This window comes from Amycolatopsis sp. VS8301801F10, from assembly GCF_046195355.1.
Lineage (GTDB): Bacteria > Actinomycetota > Actinomycetes > Mycobacteriales > Pseudonocardiaceae > Amycolatopsis.
In genome coordinates this window covers 2,877,905-2,895,123 of record NZ_CP176065.1, presented here as the reverse complement: position 1 = coordinate 2,895,123, position 17,219 = coordinate 2,877,905, and the positions used below count along the sequence as shown (strand labels likewise).

The 17,219-nt window shown below is 69.7% G+C and carries 16 protein-coding genes; 4 read left to right on the top strand and 12 right to left on the bottom strand.

Going from position 1 to position 17,219, the window contains the following annotated elements; translation table 11 throughout:
* Window positions 1–380 precede the first annotated feature (380 nt).
* Window positions 381–4,136 (top strand): ABC transporter ATP-binding protein, encoded by a 3,756-nt coding sequence (locus F9C11_RS13950; protein ID WP_409185283.1) that lies wholly within the window; start codon window positions 381–383, stop codon window positions 4,134–4,136.
* Between the two features lie 317 nt (window positions 4,137–4,453).
* Here the strand turns inward: F9C11_RS13950 and F9C11_RS13945 are convergent, their stop codons facing one another.
* The 6 genes from F9C11_RS13945 to F9C11_RS13920 form a co-directional block, all read right to left on the bottom strand.
* On the bottom strand, window positions 4,454–5,215 hold the full coding sequence (locus F9C11_RS13945; RefSeq protein WP_409185282.1) for an ABC transporter permease: 762 nt from the start codon (window positions 5,213–5,215) through the stop codon (window positions 4,454–4,456).
* Entirely contained in the window at window positions 5,212–5,982 is a 771-nt protein-coding gene (locus F9C11_RS13940; protein WP_409185281.1) for an ABC transporter ATP-binding protein, read from the bottom strand. The genes F9C11_RS13945 and F9C11_RS13940 overlap by 4 nt, the downstream gene beginning before the upstream one ends.
* Window positions 5,979–6,362, bottom strand: coding sequence for a DUF1048 domain-containing protein (locus F9C11_RS13935; RefSeq protein ID WP_409185280.1), 384 nt, complete (start codon window positions 6,360–6,362; stop codon window positions 5,979–5,981). Before F9C11_RS13935 ends, F9C11_RS13940 begins: the two co-directional genes overlap by 4 nt.
* The gene (locus tag F9C11_RS13930; protein WP_409185279.1) at window positions 6,352–6,693 is read right to left on the bottom strand and encodes a PadR family transcriptional regulator; all 342 of its coding nucleotides are present in this window, start codon (window positions 6,691–6,693) and stop codon (window positions 6,352–6,354) included. Before F9C11_RS13930 ends, F9C11_RS13935 begins: the two co-directional genes overlap by 11 nt.
* A 200-nt stretch (window positions 6,694–6,893) precedes the next feature.
* On the bottom strand, window positions 6,894–7,166 hold the full coding sequence (locus F9C11_RS13925) for a hypothetical protein (RefSeq protein ID WP_409185278.1): 273 nt from the start codon (window positions 7,164–7,166) through the stop codon (window positions 6,894–6,896).
* 246 nt (window positions 7,167–7,412) lie between these two features.
* Window positions 7,413–8,393, bottom strand: coding sequence for an acyltransferase domain-containing protein (locus F9C11_RS13920; RefSeq protein WP_409185277.1), 981 nt, complete (start codon window positions 8,391–8,393; stop codon window positions 7,413–7,415).
* 134 nt (window positions 8,394–8,527) lie between these two features.
* On the opposite strand from F9C11_RS13920, the gene F9C11_RS13915 reads away from it, so the two are divergent.
* The gene (locus F9C11_RS13915) at window positions 8,528–9,562 is read left to right on the top strand and encodes a ketoacyl-ACP synthase III family protein (RefSeq protein ID WP_409185276.1); all 1,035 of its coding nucleotides are present in this window, start codon (window positions 8,528–8,530) and stop codon (window positions 9,560–9,562) included.
* A 61-nt stretch (window positions 9,563–9,623) separates the two neighbouring features.
* Here F9C11_RS13915 and F9C11_RS13910 read toward each other — a convergent pair whose 3' ends face one another.
* The 6 genes from F9C11_RS13910 to F9C11_RS13885 are packed head-to-tail and all read right to left on the bottom strand — an operon-like array spanning window position 9,624 to window position 15,997.
* Complete coding sequence (locus tag F9C11_RS13910) at window positions 9,624–10,397, bottom strand: cyclase family protein (RefSeq protein ID WP_409185275.1); 774 nt, start codon at window positions 10,395–10,397, stop codon at window positions 9,624–9,626.
* Between the two features lie 17 nt (window positions 10,398–10,414).
* Window positions 10,415–11,164 (bottom strand): SDR family oxidoreductase, encoded by a 750-nt coding sequence (locus F9C11_RS13905; protein ID WP_409185274.1) that lies wholly within the window; start codon window positions 11,162–11,164, stop codon window positions 10,415–10,417.
* A complete protein-coding gene (locus F9C11_RS13900; protein ID WP_409185273.1) occupies window positions 11,161–13,014 on the bottom strand; it encodes an AMP-binding protein in 1,854 nt (617 codons plus the stop codon). The genes F9C11_RS13905 and F9C11_RS13900 overlap by 4 nt, the downstream gene beginning before the upstream one ends.
* A complete protein-coding gene (locus tag F9C11_RS13895; protein ID WP_409185272.1) occupies window positions 13,007–13,966 on the bottom strand; it encodes an aromatase/cyclase in 960 nt (319 codons plus the stop codon). The genes F9C11_RS13900 and F9C11_RS13895 overlap by 8 nt, the downstream gene beginning before the upstream one ends.
* 13 nt (window positions 13,967–13,979) lie before the next feature.
* Complete coding sequence (gene fabG / locus F9C11_RS13890) at window positions 13,980–14,765, bottom strand: 3-oxoacyl-ACP reductase FabG (RefSeq protein ID WP_409185271.1); 786 nt, start codon at window positions 14,763–14,765, stop codon at window positions 13,980–13,982.
* Window positions 14,762–15,997 carry an FAD-dependent monooxygenase gene (locus tag F9C11_RS13885; RefSeq protein WP_409185270.1) on the bottom strand — a complete coding sequence of 412 codons (1,236 nt, stop codon included), beginning with the start codon at window positions 15,995–15,997 and terminating at the stop codon, window positions 14,762–14,764. Before F9C11_RS13885 ends, fabG begins: the two co-directional genes overlap by 4 nt.
* 159 nt (window positions 15,998–16,156) lie before the next feature.
* On the opposite strand from F9C11_RS13885, the gene F9C11_RS13880 reads away from it, so the two are divergent.
* Both F9C11_RS13880 and F9C11_RS13875 read left to right on the top strand, forming a co-directional pair.
* The gene (locus F9C11_RS13880; RefSeq protein WP_409185269.1) at window positions 16,157–16,618 is read left to right on the top strand and encodes a nuclear transport factor 2 family protein; all 462 of its coding nucleotides are present in this window, start codon (window positions 16,157–16,159) and stop codon (window positions 16,616–16,618) included.
* Window positions 16,615–17,037, top strand: coding sequence for a nuclear transport factor 2 family protein (locus tag F9C11_RS13875; protein ID WP_409185268.1), 423 nt, complete (start codon window positions 16,615–16,617; stop codon window positions 17,035–17,037). The genes F9C11_RS13880 and F9C11_RS13875 overlap by 4 nt, the downstream gene beginning before the upstream one ends.
* Window positions 17,038–17,219 lie beyond the last annotated feature (182 nt).

Sequence of the window (17,219 nt, the reverse complement as noted above, 5' to 3'; positions counted from 1 at the left end):
CGGGCAATACGACGCCCCTTCATGGGCGAAGCGCCGCCAGGCGCGAGCACACGAAGGGGAGAAGGGGCGACCCGCTCAACCAGCCTGGGGGTCACTGGGAGCGGGTCGCCGAGTACTAGCTTAAAGAACATTGGGCGGGAGCGCTCGTCCGGGGGTGGATTTGGCCCGGGTTCTCCCCGGTGGCCAGGTGAACGTTCAACCTTCCTCCGGTGCCGCCGGGACCAGGGTTTCCCTGCTCCACGACGCTTCCCGGTCCCCGCGGAACCCGTTGGCGTGCCCTTCGTCACCTCGGCTCGCGGGAGCGCCGGTTGTGCCCGTTTGGTCCGGGCCGGGGGCCGCGCGGGGAATAAATTGTCGGTGCCGCTCCCTAACCTTGTGATGTGACCACCACTGCGACGCCCGCGCGTCAAGACCGTCCGATTGCTGAGACGGCGCCCCGGCACCTCGGCTGGGTGCGCCGGTTGTCCGCTGCCTGCTGGGAGCACCGCGGGGTCGTGGTGCTCGCGATGACGGCGGCGGTGCTGAGCGTCGGCGTGCAGGCGGCGAGCCCGTTGCTGGTGCGGTCGGCGGTGGACGACGCGGTGGCCGGGCACACCTCTCAGCTGACCGGGCTCGCGGTGGCGCTGGTGGCGTTGCAGCTGGTCGCGTTCGGCTCGGCGTTTCTGCGCCGGTATGTCGGCGGGCGGCTGGCGCTGGACGTGCAGCACGATTTGCGGAACCGGGTGTTCGGCGCGGTTTCGCGGCTGGACGGCGGGAAGCAGGACGCGTTGCGCACCGGACAGGTGGTGTCGCGGGCGATTTCGGATTTGCAGCTGGTCACCGGGTTGCTGATGCAGGTTCCGCTGTCGGCGGGGTCGGTGATTTTCGCGGTGCTGTCGCTGGGCGCGATGGTGTGGATGTCGCCGTTGCTCACCCTCATCGCGCTGGTGGTCGCGCCCGCGGTGGGGATTGTCGTGGCGTTGAGCAGGCGGCGGTTGTTCCCGGCGACGTGGTCGGCGCAGCAGCGCGCGGCGGACGTCGCGCAGCAGGTCGAGGAAACCGTCACCGGCGTGCGCGTGGTGAAGGGTTTCGGGCAGGAGGCGCGCGAGGTCGCCCGGCTGGAGCGCACGGCGCGGAAGCTTTTCGCGGAGCGGTTGCGCGCGGCGAAGCTGTCCGCGTTGCCGACGGCGACCACGTCGGCGCTGCCCGCCGCGGGTCAGGTCGCGGTGCTGGCGATCGGCGGCGTGCTGGCGTTGAACGGGCAGATCAGTCTTGGCACGTTCCTCGCGTTCGCCACCTATCTCGCGGCGTTGATCGGCCCGGCGCGGTTCCTGTCCGGTCTGGTCGTGCAGGCGCAGCTCACGCGTGCTGGCGCGGAGCGGGTGTACGAGCTGATCGACGCGCAGCCGGAGGTTGCCGACAGCCCCGACGCGCGGCCGTTGCCGCCGGGCGCGCTGGGCGTCGAACTCGACGACGTGAAATTCGGGTACACCCGCAGCGATCCGGTGCTCGACGGGCTCACCCTGGAGGCGCGGCCCGGCGAAACGCTCGCGCTGGTGGGCACGGCGGGGTCCGGCAAGTCCACGATTTCCCTCCTGCTGCCGCGGTTTTACGACGTGCACTCGGGTTCGGTGCGGGTCGGCGGGCTGGACGTGCGCGACGTGCCGTTGAAGGACCTGCGGCAGGCGATCGGCGTGGTTTTCGAGGAAGCGTTCCTGTTCTCCACGTCGGTGCGCGACAACATCGCGTACGGCCGCCCGGACGCGAGCGACGAGGAAGTCTTCGCGGCCGCCCGCGCGGCGGAGGCGGACGAGTTCATCCGCGCGCTGCCGGACGGGTACGCCACCGAGGTCGGCGAGCGCGGGCTCACGTTGTCCGGCGGGCAACGGCAGCGGCTCGGGCTGGCTCGGGCACTGCTCACCGATCCGCGCGTGCTGATCCTGGACGACGCGACGTCGGCGATCGACACCGTCACCGAAGCCGCGATCCACGACACGCTGCGCGCGGTCACCGCCGAGCGCACCACGCTGCTCATCGCGCACCGACGGTCGACGTTGCAGCTGGCGGACCGGATCGCGGTGCTGGACCAGGGCCGGGTGGTCGACGTCGGCACCGAGGAAGAGCTGCTGGCGCGGTGCGCGCTGTTCCGCGAACTGGTCTCCGGGCCGGGCGACGACGTCGAAAAGCCGCACCGCCGCGACAACCTCGAGCCCGGCGAGGACGGCACCACGGCGGTGCTGTGGCCGGACGACGACCGCGACGAGGTCGACGCTCTCGCCGAGGCCGCGCAGGCCCGCGGCGGCCTGCCCGGCGGCGGCAGCGGTTTCGCGGGCAGCGGCGGCGCGGACGTGCCGCCGACCCCGGAACTGCTGGAAGGCGTCCGCCGGTTGCCGCCCGCGACCGACCGGCCCCGACTGTCCGATGTGGACGTCACGGCCCCGGACCCCGGTTTCCGGCTGTCCCGGATCCTGCGCCCGGTGCGGTGGCCGCTCGTCGGGGTGATCGCGCTGGTCGCGGCCGACGCGGTGGCCTCGCTCGCGTTGCCCGCGCTGTACCAGCGCGGGGTCGACCACGGCGTGCTGCCCGGCGTGGCGAGCGTCGTGTGGCTGCTGGCCGGGATCGGCGCGCTGGTGGTCGCGGCGGACTGGTTCGTCGTGCGCTGGCAGACGCGGCTCACCGCCCGGGTCGGCGAGACCGTGCTGTACTCGCTGCGCGTGCGCAGTTACGCCCACTTGCAACGGCTCGGGCTGGACTATTACGAACGGGAACTGTCCGGGAAGATCATGACCCGGATGACCACGGACGTCGACGCGTTGTCCACGTTCCTGCAGACCGGTCTCGCCACCGCGGTCGTCAGCGCGCTCACGCTGGTGGGCATCACGGTCGCGTTGCTGGTCACCGATGCCGCGCTGGCGGTGTACGCGCTGGGCATGCTGCCGATCCTGCTCGTGGCCACGCTGATCTTCCGGCGGGTCGCTTCGCGGGCGTACAGCGAGGCGCGCGAGAAGGTGAGCGTCGTCAACGCGGACATGCAGGAGAACGTCAGCGGTCTGCGCGTCGCCCAGGCGTACACGCGCGAAGAGCGTTCGGCGAAGGCGTTCGCGTCGCGCAGTGACGACTACCGCCGATCGCGGCTGCGCGCGCAGCGGTACATCGCGACGTACTTCCCGCTTGTCTCGCTGCTGTCGGATCTGGCGACCACCACCGTCCTGGTCGTCGGCGCACACCGCGTCGCGGGCGGCACCCTCGAAGCCGGTGTGCTGCTCGGATTCTTGCTGTACCTGCAGCAATTCTTCTCGCCGATCCAGCAGCTGTCGTCGGTGTTCGACGGCTACCAGCAGGCCCGCGTCGGGCTGAGCCGCATCGGCGACTTGCTGCGCACGCCGACGTCGGTGCCCCCGGCCGAGCACCCGGTCGAACTGCCCGCCCGGCTGTCCGGCGAAGTGCGGTTCAAGGACGTCGATTTCTCCTACACCGGCGCGGAAAAGCCCGCGCTGGAGAACCTGACCCTCGACGTCGCGGCGGGCGAAACCGTCGCGCTGGTCGGCGCGACCGGCGCGGGCAAGTCGACCGCGGTGAAACTCGTCGCGCGCTACTACGACGCCACCGGCGGCTCGGTGCTGATCGACGGGGTCGACGTCCGCGAGTACGACCTGCCCGCCCTGCGCGCGCGGATGGGCGTGGTGCCGCAGGAGGCGCACCTGTTCTCCGGCACCGTCGCGGACAACGTGCGGTACGGCCGCCCGGAAGCCACCGACGCGGAAGTCGAGGCCGCCGTGCGCGCGGTCGGCGCACTGGACGGAGTAGCCGCGCTGCCCGCCGGTTTCCGGCAACCAGTAGGCGAACGCGGCCGCTCGCTGTCCGCCGGGCAGCGGCAACTCGTCGCGCTGGCCCGAGCCGAACTGGTCGACCCGGACGTGCTCCTGCTGGACGAAGCCACCGCCGCCCTGGACCCAGCCACCGAAGCCGCGGTCCTCCGCGCCACGGAACACCTCGCGCGCCGCCGCACCACCTTCGTAGTGGCCCACCGCCTGGCAACCGCCGCGAAAGCGGACCGGATCGTGGTGCTCGACCACGGCCGCATCGTCGAACAGGGCACGCATTCCGAACTCCTCGCCGCGAACGGGCATTACGCGCGGTTGTGGGCGCTGGGGTGAGTCAGGAGAGCTCGCGCCGGTAGCTCGCCTTTTGCCGATCCCGGAAGCGACCGACGAGCGCCGCGCACGCCGCTACCGGACGCGCCACGCGACTACAGCTGCGTCGCCGAACAACACGCCCCGCGCCGACAAGCACGTCGCTTGAACGGCACGCGCCCGGAGGCGACCGTGTGCCCCGCGAGCGCCGCTACCCACCGGGCCCGCGCGGAGGAATCAGGAGATCTTGCACCAGTGAACCGCCTGGCTGATCCCGGAGGGCGACCGACGGACCACGCGAAGCACCGCTACCCACCGGACCCGGCCAACGCGCGCAGGAATCAAGAAATCTTGCGCCGGTAAATCACATTCGCGAAGACATACGCCACCACCAGAATCCCCACGCACCACGCCAGCGCCGTCCAGATTCCGGTGCCGGCTGGGCGTTCCGCGAACAGGTCTCGGATGGTGTTGACGATCGACGTCACCGGCTGGTGTTCGGCGAATGCACGGACCGGGCCGGGCATTGTGGTGGTGGGCACGAAGGCCGAGCTGACGAACGGCAGGAAGACGAGCGGATACGAGAACGCGCTCGCGCCGTCGGCGGATTTGGCCGTCAGGCCGGGGATCACCGCGATCCAGGTCAGTGCCAGGGTGAACAGCACCAGCATGCCGAGCACCGCGAGCCACGCCAGTGGGCCGGCGCTGGTGCGGAAGCCCATCGCGAACGCCACCAGCACCACGACGGCGACCGAGATCAGGTTCGCGATCACCGAGGTCAGCACGTGCGCCCACAGCACCGCCGAGCGCGCGATCGGCATGGACTGGAAGCGTTCGAAGATGCCGGTCTTCAGGTCGAGGAAGAGCCGGAACGCGGTGTAGGCGATCCCGGAGGCGATGGTGATCAGGAGGATCCCGGGCAGCAGATAGGTCACGTATGACTCGGCGCCGGTGTTGATCGCGCCGCCGAAGACGTAGGTGAAGAGCAGCAGCAGCACGATCGGCGTGATCGTCGTCGTGATGATCGTGTCCAGGCTGCGGGTGATGTGCCGCAGCGACCGTCCTAAAAGGACTAAACTGTCACTGGCGAAGTGGCCGCTCATTGTCCGTCCCCCTTGCTTCCGCTGCCGACCAGGGAGAAGAAGACGTCCTCCAGCGTCGGCTGTTTCTCGACGTATTCGACCTTGGCCGGGGGAAGGAGCCGCTTCAGCTCGTCCAGGGTGCCGTTCACCAGCACCCGGCCCTCGTGCAGGATCGCGATCCGGTCGGCGAGGTGTTCGGCCTCGTCCAGGTACTGCGTGGTGAGCAGCACCGTCGCCCCCTGTTCAGCGAGCTCCTCGACCGCGCGCCAGACGTCGTTGCGCGCCTGCGGGTCGAGTCCCGTCGTCGGCTCGTCGAGAAAAATGACCTGCGGGTTCCCGATCAGGCTCATCGCGAGGTCGAGACGACGGCGCATGCCGCCGGAGTACGTCGAGACCTTCCGCGCCCCGGCCTCGGTCAGCGCGAACCGCTCCAGCAGGCCGTCCGCGATCTCGCCGGGGTTCTTGAGGTGCCGCAGTCTGGCGACCAGCACTAGATTCTCGCGCCCGGTAAGGATTTCGTCGACCGCCGCGAACTGCCCGGTGAGGCTGATCGACTCGCGCACCTCCGCCCCCTGGGCCGCCACCGCGAACCCGTTGACCTCCGCCTCCCCCGCGTCGGCCTTGAGCAAGGTGGACAGAATCCGCACGACCGTGGTCTTGCCCGCCCCGTTGGACCCGAGCAGCGCGAAAATACTGCCGCGCGCCACCTCGAATTCAACGCCGCGCAGCACTTCCAGCTTGCCGTAGGATTTCCGCAGCCCCCGCACCCGGATCGCCGGCGCCGTCATGCCGCACCGCCCACCGCGCGGTCGATCGATTCGGTCAGCCGCGCCCGTTCCCGGGAAATCCAGTTCCCCTCGGGATAACTGCGGAGAAACTCCTCGGCGAATTCGACCGGCTCGCCGCCGACGATTTCCCGGACCGTCGTCCCGTTCGCCACGCTCTGCTCGAACAGGTCGATCAGATCGTCCAGCATCCGCAGATGCCCCTCCGCGGTGCCGGGCCCGAAGTACTGCACGTACCGGTGCAGCGCCTTGATCGCCGCCCGGTGATCCGGCGGCAGCTCCTCGACGCGGGCCTTGTACCGCCGGTACCGCTTTTTGTCCTCCAGCGGCCCGGTGACCACTTCCAGATAATGCAGATACCGGCTCTTTCCTTCATTCCCCATGTTCGATCCCCTCCTTGCGCAGCTGTTCGAGCCGGTCCGAGAGAAACCGCCAGTTCCGCCAGAACTCGTCGAGACTCGCCCTCCCTGAGGCGTTCAACGTGTACACCTTCCGCGGCGGCCCTTTTTCGGACGGCACTTTCTCGACGTCGACGAGCCCGCGCTGCTCGATCCGCACGAGCAACGCGTAAACGGTGCCCTCGGCGAGATCGGTGAACCCCCGTTCGCGCAACCAGGAGGTGATCTCGTACCCGTAGGCGGGCCGCCAGGCAAGGATCGCGAGGACGATGCCCTCCAAGGTCCCCTTGAGCATCTCCGTCGCCTGCTTGCCCATCGAACGCCCTTTAGCTAGTCAGTGTTGCGGAGTACCAGTAGATAGTAACACTGACTACCGGCGACAGGGAGCGGCAAACGAGGAGAAGAGTCGAAACCGCATGAGCGAGCGGACCGAGAAGGTCAGCGAACCCCTTGTCTCGCAACAGGAACCCGCGCGGGTTCAGAACCCGCCGGGCAAAGTATCCGTACCGCTGAGGTTCAGGGCAGCTCGCGCCAGCGCAGGTCGCCCCAGCCGGCCGAGGTGACGTCGGCCAGTTCGGCCCAGCGGGTCGTGCCGGGACGGACGTGCGTGTCCGGACCGATGGACCACTCGGGGGCTTCCGGCTCGACGTGGTCGAACTCCTCGACACTGGCCGGGGTCCGCCACACCGCGGTGCAGGAATCGCACATCAGCACGACCTTGCCGTGCTCGGTGACGAGGGGGCGAATCAAGCCCTGGTCCCAGAACGACGGACATTCGACCAGCCACATCGCGTCACCACCGCCTCGCGCCTCGAAAACCGCTGCGTCCGAGTGAGGCCGCAGCCTTTCGACAGCACAACACCGCTCAGTGAACGATCCGCTACCCCCATGCCAACTCGGCCGGAACAGGCGCGGACGACCCCTCTCCGCAACAGCCGGGAGGCCATCTCGAGGGCTGGACCCCCATCACCGCGCAGACAACCCGTCCGCAGGCCGACAGCGCAGGCACAGCTCAGCGAACCGAAGCAGCGGACCTCACCTGCCCAGCGCCTCCCGGCAAGCCGCCACCGCGGCGAGATCCGCCTCCGGACCCCAGGCCCGGGCAGGCAGCAGCGCCAGCACCGAGGCCTCCCCCGCCCGCACCACCGGATGGATCCGCGCGGCCTTGGCCAGCAGCTGCGACGGTCCCGTCTCCACCAGAACCCGCTGCCCCTCCGCCGAGAGCGGCGAATCCGCGCCCAGCAGCGTGCCCAGCGCGGGCCAGAACCGCACCGGTTCGACGGGATGGGAAGCCCAGTACGAAGGGTCCGTCGCCTCGGTGTCGGTGAGCAGGCGGCCGGTGTAGCCCGAGACCATCGGGATTTTCGGCGGCGAAGGCTGTGCCGCGGCCACCGACGGGAGGCACCGGGCGGCGGCCTCGGCCAGGGCGGGGCTGTGGAAGGCCGACGTCGCGGGGACGGGGAGACAGGTCCGGCCGTCGGCGCGCAACTTCGCCGCGGCCTCCGCCAACGGCGCTGCCGGGCCGGAGAGGATCAGCTGCCGGGGAGCGTTGATCGCGCCGATCACTACCTCGTCGGTCAGGACCTCGGCGACGTCGTCGACCGTCGCGGCCACCGCCAGCATTCCGCCGGCCGGGGCGGACGCCAGTTCCTGCACTCGACGCCACATCAGCTCCGCGGCAGCCGGGACTTCGAAGACCCCGGCCAGGGTCGCCGCGGCTACTTCGCCGACGCTGTGGCCCAGCAGCGCGGCTGGCCGCACTCCCCACGAAAGGATCATCCGGCCCAGCGCGTGCCCGACGGTGAAGAGCAGGATTTGCGAGCGGGTCACGTGGTCCAGCGGGACGGCGGGCGAGTCGGTCAGCCAGTCGGCGCGGACGGCGGCGCCGTCGGGGCCCAGCGCCGCGAAGACCTCGTCCGCCGCGGCGGTGAAGACTTCGTCGTGCCCGTACAGGCCGGCGGCCATCCGGACGTGCTGCGAGCCTTGCCCCGGGAACAGCAGTGCGACCTCGGTCATGGAACGAAACTCCCTCCGCCCGGAAACAACCGGATCGTCCGGCACGGCGGTCGACGGCTGCTCGACCCCTGCTGGACCGCCAGGTCGAGCCCGTTCCCACAGGCTGTCGAGAGCCCGCCGGAAGGCTGGCCGGCATGAGATTCGACGGGCTGTACCTCGCCGGGCTCGGGAGCTGGCTGCCCCCGGCGACGACGACCGCCGAAGCGGTGCGGAGCGGGCAGTGCTCGGCCGAGACGGCGCGCAAAAGCGAGATGGAATCGGTCCTCGTCGCCCCGGAAGGGATCGCGCCGCCGGAGATGGCGGCCCGGGCCGCACGGGTCGCCCTCGACCGGTCCGGGGTGGCGCGCGGCGACATCGCGGTGCTGCTGCACGCGACGTTGTTCCACCAGGGCTACGACCTGTGGTCGCCGGCCGCGTACGTCCAGCGGGCGGCGGTCGGCGGGACCTGTCCGGCGATCGAGGTGCGGCAGGTTTCCAACGGCGGCATGGCGGCATTGGACCTCGCGGCCAGCTACCTCCTGGCGGACCCGGCGCGCCAAGCCGCGCTGATCACCGCGGCGGATCGCTTCGACGGGCCCGATTTCGACCGCTGGCACAGCGATCCGGGCACCGCGTACGCCGACGGCGGGACGGCGCTGGTGCTCTCCAGCGTGCGCGGGTTCGCGCGGCTGCGCAGCCTGGCGGTGGTCAGCGGACCGGAGCTGGAAGGCATGCACCGCGCGGGGGCGGCGTTCGGCGAAGTCGAGATGAGTGCCCGGCAATTGGTCGATCTGGACGCGCACAAACGATCATACGTGTCCGAGGCCGGAATGGCACAGACGCTCGCGGCCATTCTCGACGGACAGCGCGAGGCGTTGAAACGCGCGCTGAGCGACGCCGAGCTGGAACTGTCCGATGTGGACCGGTTGGTGCTGCCGCATTTCGGGCGACGCCGGCTGGTGTCGAACTACCTGCGGCACATGGACGTTCCGCTGGAGCGGACCACGTGGGACTTCGACAGCAAGATCGGCCATCTCGGGGCCGGCGACCAGATCGTCAGCCTGGAACACCTGGTGCGGACCGGCGGGTTGCGGCCGGGACAGACGTGTCTGCTGATGGGCGTCGGCGCGGGATTCTCGTGGAGCAGCGCGGTGATCGAGCTGCTCGAAACACCCCGCTGGACCGACTAAAGCCGTGCGGGGAACCCCGGGGGAAGCTGGTTCCCCCGGGGTTCCCCGCACCGACTTTCAGCTACTCGACGATGGCGACCGCGCGAGCCCACCCGGCGCCGGCCCCGGCCAGCTTCACCGGGAAGCACGACAGCGTGAACCCGTGCGCCCGCGGCAGTTCGGCCAGGTTCGCCAGCCGTTCGATCTGGCAGTACTCCCGGTCGCGGCCGCGCATGTGCGCCGGCCACAGCACCGATTTGTCGCCGGTCCGCTGGTAGGTCTCGATGATGTGGGTGAACGGCGCGTCGAGGCTGAACGCGTCGGTGCCGATCACCCGGACCCCGAAGTCCAGCAACAGATCCAGCCCGGACTGGTCGAGGCCGACGAACTCGGTGAAGTACTTCGGCGTGCCGGCGTGCTGGTCGGCTCCGGTGTGGAGCAGGACGATGTCCAGTTCCTTCGGCTGGTAGTCCACTCGGGACAGTTCAGCGCGCACGTCGTCCGCCGTGATGACGCCCGGCGCGCGGCCGGTGAAGTCCAGGACCACGGCGGGACGGTGGAACCAGTCGACCGGCATCTGGTCGATCGTGCGCGGGGCCGAGCCGTACGACGTCGCGTCGCCGTAGTGCGCCGGCGCGTCGATGTGCGTGCCGGTGTGCGTGGTCAGCGACACCGTGTCGTTGGTCAGGAACTCGGCGTCCCGCAGCACTTCCGGGTCGAGTTCCATGCCGAAGTGCTCGCGCATTTCCGACACCAGGTGCTTGGCCCCGTCCTGGGCGGACATGGTGACCAGCGACAGCGGCTCGGGTTCCCAGCCCTGCGGGTCGATCGGCGAGGACAGGTCAATCAGCTGCAACGGAGTTCTCCTTGTCGTCAGGACCGCAGGCCGAGGCCGCCGTCCGCGGTGATCACCTGGCCGTGGATCCAGCTGGCTTCCGGCGCGCTCAGCAGCGCGACGACGTCGGCGACGTCGGCGGGCGTGCTCAGCCGGCCGGCCGGCGTCCGGGCAGCCAGCACCTGCACCATCTCGGGCTGGGTGGTCTCGTCGCCCTTGTCCAGCTTCGCGGTCGTGACGGCGTTGACCGTGATGCCGCGCGGGGCCAGTTCGACCGCCAGGTAGCGCACTAGCGATTCGAGCGCGGCCTTCGCGACGCCCAGCGCGACATAGCGCGGGATGACCCGCTGCGCGCCGGAGCTGGAAACGGCGAGCACGCGGCTGCCCGGTTTCAGCTGGTCGAGAAGCGCGGGAACCAAGCGCAGCAAGGGATCCACCGCGGTAGCCACGTCGGCGTGCAGGTCGGCGACCGAAGCCCCGGCGGCGGGCATCGGATGCCACGACGCGGCGTTGTGCACCAAGACGTCCAGGCCGCGACCGGCCGCCGAAACCGCGGCGGCCAGCTGTGCCGCACCGTCCTCAGTGGACGGATCGGCCCGGATCAAGGACGCCGAACCGGGCAATCCCTCAAGGCTCGCGAGCGCGGCCTTGGCAGCTTCGTCGTCGTGAGCGTAGTCGAGCAGCACGTGCGCGCCGCTCGCACAGAATTTGCGGGCGATGGCCAGCCCCAGCCCCTTGGTGGCGCCGACCACCAGCACGCTGCGGCCGGCCAGCCCGAGATCGCTCACGCCGACGCCTCGGACACCGTCGAGTACAGGTCCGCCTCGACGTCCACCAGCTCGGCGAACTTCTTCACGTGCGCCTGGAATTCCGGGCTGGTCACGACGGCCTTGTGCGCGTTCGCGTCGACCCACTGGCCAATGTTCAGATACACCTTGGGATCGCGCAGCGACCGCACCATCTGGTAGGCGACGAACCCGGGCTGCGCGGCCATGTACTGCGCGTGCTCGGTGAAGACCTTCTCGAACTCTTCCGGCTCGCCCTTGACGGTGAACTTGCTGATGAACGTGACCACGGTATCGGCTCCTAGCAGTGCGGTTCCGGGATTCTGGCTGCCGCGCACGGAGGACAGCGCCTCGCGCAGCTCGCGGCGGACGAGCTTGCCGTTGGGCGAACGCGGGATCGCCCTGGTCAGCTCGACGTGCTCAACGTGCTTGTAATACGGCTGGGCGGCGTTGACCTCCTCGACGATCTCGGCGGCCCGCGGCACCCACTCGTCGCCGGCCGGGACGATCAGCGCGGCCGCCACCGCGCCGGCGAACTCGTCCGGCTGGTCGACCACCGCGCAGTCGGCCACGCCGGGGTGGCGCAGCAGCTCGGCCTCGATTTCGGTGGGCGAGATCAGCCAGTTGTCGCGTTTGAAGACGTCCTTGATGCGGTCGACCAGGAACAGGTACCCGTCGTCGTCCAGCCAGCCGACGTCGCCGGTCGGCAGCCAGCCGTCCGCGCCGATGCCGTCGCCGTCCGGACGGCCGAGGTAGCCGCGCATCACCTGCGGGCCGCGTACCTCGACCTCGCCGCGTTCGCCTGCCGGCAGCGGTTGCCGAGTCGACAGATCGACGACGCGTACCTCGGTGTCGCGCACGACCTGGCCGACCGAACCCGGACGGGGCGCGGCCGGGCCGTCCGACAGCACCAGCGGAGCGGTTTCGGCGAGGCCGTAACCCTGCACGACCGGGATGCCGAACTGCGCGCGCAGCGTTTCCGCGTGTACCGGCGACAGCGCCGAACCGCCGGACAGGATGACCTCGCAGCCGGGCAGATGCAGGTCCGCCAGCCGCGGGTCGGTGGCGAGCCGGGCCAGGCGGAACGGCATCGAGTAGTAATGCGTAACCCCGGCCGCGAGCGGGATCGTGGCGACCGGATCCGGCACCAGGCAGAGCACCTGGGTGGCTCCGGCGAGCAACGCGGAGTTCAGGTGCATCGGGTGGTAGCTGGGCAGGTGGTTGAAGGTCACCGACGTCCCGGTCACCCCGTGCGCCTCGGCGACCTGCACCGCGTTGACCGCGATGTTGCGGTGGGTGAGCCGTACGCCCTTCGACTGTCCGGTGGTGCCGCTGGTGAAGTGGATGCACGCGACCGCGTCCGGATCCAGCTTCACCGGCGCGCCGGCCGGGCCAGCCGCCAGCGCCGCGACCGAATTCGCCCGGTCCGGATTCCCGAAGCACAGCAGGTGTTCCGGCGTCGCGGAGGCGCGAGCGACCGCCGCGGTCATCGAATCGTTCAGCACCGCGACTGCGGCGGAAGATTCGGTCAGCACCCGGCCGAGATCGCCTTCCCGCAGCAGCGGGCTCAGCGGCAGCACGACGTTTCCGCTGCGCAGCGTGCCGTAGTAGGCGATCGCGAACTCCGGGTGCAGCACCGAGGACAGCGCGACGACCGAACCCGCCGACCCGATCCGATCCGCCAGCGCGGCGGCGAACCCGGACGCGGCACGGTCGAGTTCGGCGAACGTCACGGCCGTCTCGCCGAGCCGCACCGCGACCTGGTCCGGGCTGTTCTCCGCAAGGATGCGCAGCGCGTCCGGGAGCAGCGGCGTGTCCGGCAGCGACGCGACTGGGAGGACACCGTCAGCCATTGGCGCGTTCCTCCGCCCAAGCCTTGGCGAGGTTCAGCGTCGCGGTGCTGTTGGTGCCCAGCGCATTGCGCACGAACGCCTTCGCGTCCTCGACCGTCTTTCCTTCGCCAAGGATCTTCTCCACTGCGTCCCGCTTGATCACCACGGTGTGCTCCGAAGTGGCTCGCACTCCGCCCTCTGGCCGCGGCACGATCGTCCAGAGTCCGTTGTGGACAGTCATCAGCGCGGGCAGCACCTGCTGCTTGTACGCGATGGCGTGTTCGTCGTCGAAGCACACGCGCACCGACTTCGTGGTGTGCACGGCGCCGGTCGCGGTCTTCGTGTCCATCTCCATGACCTGCAGGCCCGGGGTCTCCTCGGTCAGGTCGAGGCGCTGGACGTGCGGCAGCCGCTCCGGCCACAGGTCCGACCGGTAGAGGAACTCGTAGACCGCCGCCGCGTCCGCGTCGATGTCGACGCTGTCGGCGAACACCGTGGTGAGTTCTTCGGTCTCGGCAAGGCTTTCCGCGATGCCGCGCAGGTTCTCCAGCTCGTGCTCGCTGTTGCGGTCGACCGCCTTGCTCACCCACTCGACGTTCTCCGGCAGGTCGCGCACCGCGCTGAACGCGTGTTCCAGCACGACCGTGCACGAGTCCGGCCCGCCGGGCTGGATGTTCCACGCCCCGGTCATCGACGCGACCGGATGCTGCGAAACCTCCTGGCGGAAGTCGATGCGCAGGCCGTCCTCGTCGAGGTCGCGGCGCGAGGTCCAGGTCTTGGGCTCGCCGTTCGCGGTGGCCCACAGCCGGATCCGCTCAGTGGTGCCGTCGCGTTCGAGCTGGCGCGCGTGGACGGTCGGTCCGAAGTAGACCGGCCAGCGGGTCACGTCGGCGAGCAGCGCGTACACGGCCGAGGCGGGCGCGGCGATGTCGATCTTGTGTTCGGTCTCGTAGATCCGCAGTGGTGCAGCCACGTGCTCGGTCCTCTCAGTAGTTGCCAAGCCCGCCGCAGACGTTGATCGCCTGCCCGGTCATGGACGCCGCGGTGTCGGTGACGAGGTAGCCGACGAGGCCCGCCACCTCCTCCGGAGTGGAGTACCGGCCGAGCGGGATCTTCGCGGTGAACTTCTCCAGCACGGCTTCCTCGGTGGTGTTCCACGCCGCCGCGTACCGGCCGCGGATCGCCTGCGCCATCGGGGTTTCCACGTAGCCGGGGCACACCGCGTTGACCGTCACCCCGGTCTTGCCCAGTTCGAACCCGAGCGCCTTGGTGAAGCCGACGACGCCGTGCTTCGACGCCGAGTACGGCGCGCCGAGCACCACGCCCTGCTTGCCCGCGGTGGACGCGATGTTGATCACCCGGCCCTTGTCCTTGGCCAGCATGCCGCCCTTGGTGAGCACCTCGCGGGTCATCAGGAACACGCTGTTGAGGTTCGTGTTGATCACGTCGAACCACAGCTCGTCCGGGATTTCCGCGGTCGGCCCGCCGCCGCTGCGGCCCGCGTTGTTGACCAGGACGTCGATCGGGCCGTACCGGTCCACCGCGGCCGCGACGAGCGCCTGGATGTCGTCCTTCTCCCGGACGTCGCAGGTGCTGCCGTCCACGTCCAGTCCCTCGGCGCGCAGGTCCCGCACCGTCTCGTCGACGGATTCCCTGGTGCGGGCGCAGAAGTACACCTGGTAGCCCTGCTGAGCCAGCGATCGGGTCACCGCGAGCCCGATCCCGCTGGTGCCGCCGGTGACCAGCGCTACGCCCCGGCTCTGTTCGGTCATCGTGTCCCTCCTGGGTTGCTCGGCGCGCGGAACAGGTCCGCGCGCACGTCGCGCGGGCGAGCTCCGAACGCGACGAGATTGAGGATCTTGCGGAAGATCGGGGTGTGCGGCAGCAGCTTCGCGACCACCGGCCGCACGGCGTCCACGATCCGGCCGGACGACAGCATTCCCTTGTTCTGCCTCGACTGGAGCGTGAACACGGTGTCCACCGCGGCGCGTCGCTCGGCCTCGAAGCGGGCAAGCGCGGCGGGTCGGTTGTCTTTCGCGGCTACGGCGGCGACGAGTTCCGGGTGCAGCGCGACGGCGTCCGCGATGGCCAGGTTGATGCCCTGCGCGCCGATCGGGCTGTGCGTGTGCGCGGCGTCGCCGATGAGCACGAGGCCCGGCCGGACCCATTCCCGCGCGCGGCCGGAAAAGACGTCCAACGGGGACAGCTCGGACAGCGCGGTCACCTGCTCGCGGATCAGGTCCGCGTGCTGCGGGACGGCGGCGACCAGCTGTTCCCGGACGTGCTCGATGCCCTTGGCGGCCACCGTTTTGTAGCTGCCCTTCGCCAGCGTCCAGCCGATCTGGACGCGGTCCGGATAGGAATCGTGCACCAGCACCGGATCGGCGGCGGTGCGATGGATGCGGACCGCGCCGGCCCGCCGGTCCGGGGCGAGCAGCTTGAACCACACGACGTCGTGCTCGAACTTCTCGAACTTGTCGTAGCCGATCCCGGCGAGCGAACGAGTCTTCGAGTACCGGCCGTCCGCGGCGACCACCCAGCGGGCCCGCACCCGCGTCTCGCCTTCACCGGAGCCGCAGCGGATCCCGGTCACCGCGCCGTTCTCCTCCAGCAACGCCCGCGTCGAGCAGCCGCTGAGCAGCCGGAAGCCCGGCGTCGCCTGGCATTCGTCGAGCAGCCGCTCCAGCAGGAGCCGCTGCGGCAGGCTGAGCAAATGGTCGTACGGCGCGGGAAGCGTCGCGTAGTCGATGTCCAGCAGCGTGCGGTCTCCTTGCACCAGCTGGAAATGCCGCATCGGGTAACCGCCGAGACCGGCGAGGACGCCGAGCTGGTCCAGCGTGCGCAACGCGCCGGGCTGGATGATCTCGCCGCGGTACTCGCGGTCCAGCGACGCGCTGCGCTCCGCGACGACGACGTCCACTCCGGACCGCGCGAGCAGCAGCGCCAGCACCAGACCCGCCGGTCCGCCACCGGACACGCACACGTCCGCTTCGATCTCGCGCACTCGATCCCTCCCGCTGTCGCACCGCCTCGGCACACCCTCCAGCGGCCCGGTCCAAAACGGCTCGACGGCCAGTCGGCCGTCCCGCGCGAGTGGTCCACGAGGAGACTTTGAGCCGGCCGCGCGACTGTCGGACAACACGCGGCCGACGAGGAGGAAACGGTGCCGACAACCGCGCACCCGCGGGTGGGAATGGAGCTGTACCACCAGATCCAGGCCTTCTACGCCAAGCAGATGCAGCTGATGGACGACGGCGAGGTGGAACCGTGGGCGCAGACGTTCACTGAGGACGCCACGATCGCGAACAACGCCAATCCGGCTCCGGCCTCCGGGCGGGAGCTGATCTTGAAGGTGGCCCGGAAGCTAGCCGCGGACGTTGCTTCGCGCGGGGTTCAGCATCGGCATTGGACCGGGATGCTGGTGGTCACCGAGGACAGTGCGGACCAGGTGCGGACGCAGCTTTACGCGATGGTCGCCGAGATTCCCGCTGGGGGCGAGGCGCGGTTGTGGCGTTCCACCTTCTGCCGGGACACGCTCGTTCGCGGGGCCGGCGGGTGGCAGGTTTCGAATCGCGTGGTGACGCATGACGATATTCAGGATTCTCGAGCGGAGGAGCAGGCGTGACTGTGTCGGGCGAGTTGTATCAGGAGATTCAGCAGTATTACGCGTGGCAGATGCAGTTGCTCGACCAGGCTCGCACTGACGAGTGGGCGGAGACGTTTACCGAGGACGGGGTATTCGCGGCCAATGCCGCTCCGGAGCCGGTCAAGGGGCGGGCGGCGATTGCGGCTGCGGCGGCGGCTACGCATCGGCAGCTGGCTGAAGTGCATGAGTTGCGGCGGCATTGGCTGGGGATGTTGACTGTTTCCCCTGGGGCGAATGAGGATGAGCTGCAGACTCGGTGTTATGCGTTGATTATTGCTACACGTAAGGGTGGGGAGCCGCGGATTCACTGCAGTACGTTGTGTGAGGATCAGCTGGTGCGGGTCGGAGATACCTGGCAGGTTAAGCACCGGGCGGTGTCTCGGGACGATATTCGCTGAACCGGCCTTCGGCCGGAAAAAGAGAGTTGCGCTGGGGCACCCCGAAGCCCAAGTGTGACTACGCGCGGAGAGGCTTGTCAAGGCTGGAAAGAGTACCTTGACAAGCCTCTCCGCGCGTGTGTTGGCTTCGTATCGGGGTGCGGGGGAGGTGTGGGTGCCTCGATTGGGTGCGTCTGTTCCGG

Coding starts and splice junctions, on each gene's coding strand:
- F9C11_RS13920 (WP_409185277.1), bottom strand. CDS start 8,393: ATGACCGAGGTCGCACTGCTGTTCCCGGGGCAAGGCTCGCAGCACGTC.
- fabG (WP_409185271.1), bottom strand. CDS start 14,765: ATGACCGAACAGAGCCGGGGCGTAGCGCTGGTCACCGGCGGCACCAGC.
- F9C11_RS13945 (WP_409185282.1), bottom strand. CDS start 5,215: ATGAGCGGCCACTTCGCCAGTGACAGTTTAGTCCTTTTAGGACGGTCG.
- F9C11_RS13900 (WP_409185273.1), bottom strand. CDS start 13,014: ATGGCTGACGGTGTCCTCCCAGTCGCGTCGCTGCCGGACACGCCGCTG.
- F9C11_RS13925 (WP_409185278.1), bottom strand. CDS start 7,166: ATGTGGCTGGTCGAATGTCCGTCGTTCTGGGACCAGGGCTTGATTCGC.
- F9C11_RS13930 (WP_409185279.1), bottom strand. CDS start 6,693: ATGGGCAAGCAGGCGACGGAGATGCTCAAGGGGACCTTGGAGGGCATC.
- F9C11_RS13935 (WP_409185280.1), bottom strand. CDS start 6,362: ATGGGGAATGAAGGAAAGAGCCGGTATCTGCATTATCTGGAAGTGGTC.
- F9C11_RS13915 (WP_409185276.1), top strand. CDS start 8,528: ATGAGATTCGACGGGCTGTACCTCGCCGGGCTCGGGAGCTGGCTGCCC.
- F9C11_RS13940 (WP_409185281.1), bottom strand. CDS start 5,982: ATGACGGCGCCGGCGATCCGGGTGCGGGGGCTGCGGAAATCCTACGGC.